Source organism: Mesorhizobium sp. M2E.F.Ca.ET.209.01.1.1 (assembly GCF_004010375.2).
Lineage (GTDB): Bacteria > Pseudomonadota > Alphaproteobacteria > Rhizobiales > Rhizobiaceae > Mesorhizobium.
Window position 1 is genome coordinate 1 of the sequence record NZ_SADP02000179.1, and the last position, 453, is coordinate 453.

1 protein-coding gene is annotated in these 453 nt (G+C 65.8%); it reads right to left on the reverse strand.

Translation table 11 applies throughout. The features are described 5' to 3' along the window. The coding region (locus EN852_RS35185; protein WP_246694492.1) for a transposase at positions 1-453 on the reverse strand (453 nt) is incomplete at both ends.

Here is a 453-nt window from a genome sequence, read left to right on the forward strand (position 1 = left end):
CTCCACAGCATGGGCAGCGGTGCGTTGCCGCAAGAGGAGCGGCAGCGGCGCTTTCGGCATCCGGTTCGCGATCATCCTGTTGTGGTTTGGTCAGCAGCCTGCGGCACTGGTCGAGCCTGGCGGCGCGATGGCCGTTGGCGAGGAAGCCGTAGTGGCGGATGCGATGGAAGCCGTCCGGCAGCGTGTGCAGCAGGAAGCGGCGGATGAACTCGTGCGCGTCGAGCGTCATCACCTTTGTCCTTCCGCCATGACGATAATCCTTCCAGCGGAATCCGACACGATCGTTCTCCATGCTGATCAGCCGGGAATTGGCGATGGCGACGCGATGGGTGTAGCGACCGAGGTAGGCCAGCACCTGCCCTGGACCGCCGAACGGCGGTTTGGCGTAGACCACCCAGTCGAGGCGGCGCGACCTGGCCAACAGGCGGGTGAAGGCGGCTGGCTCGGTCAGGC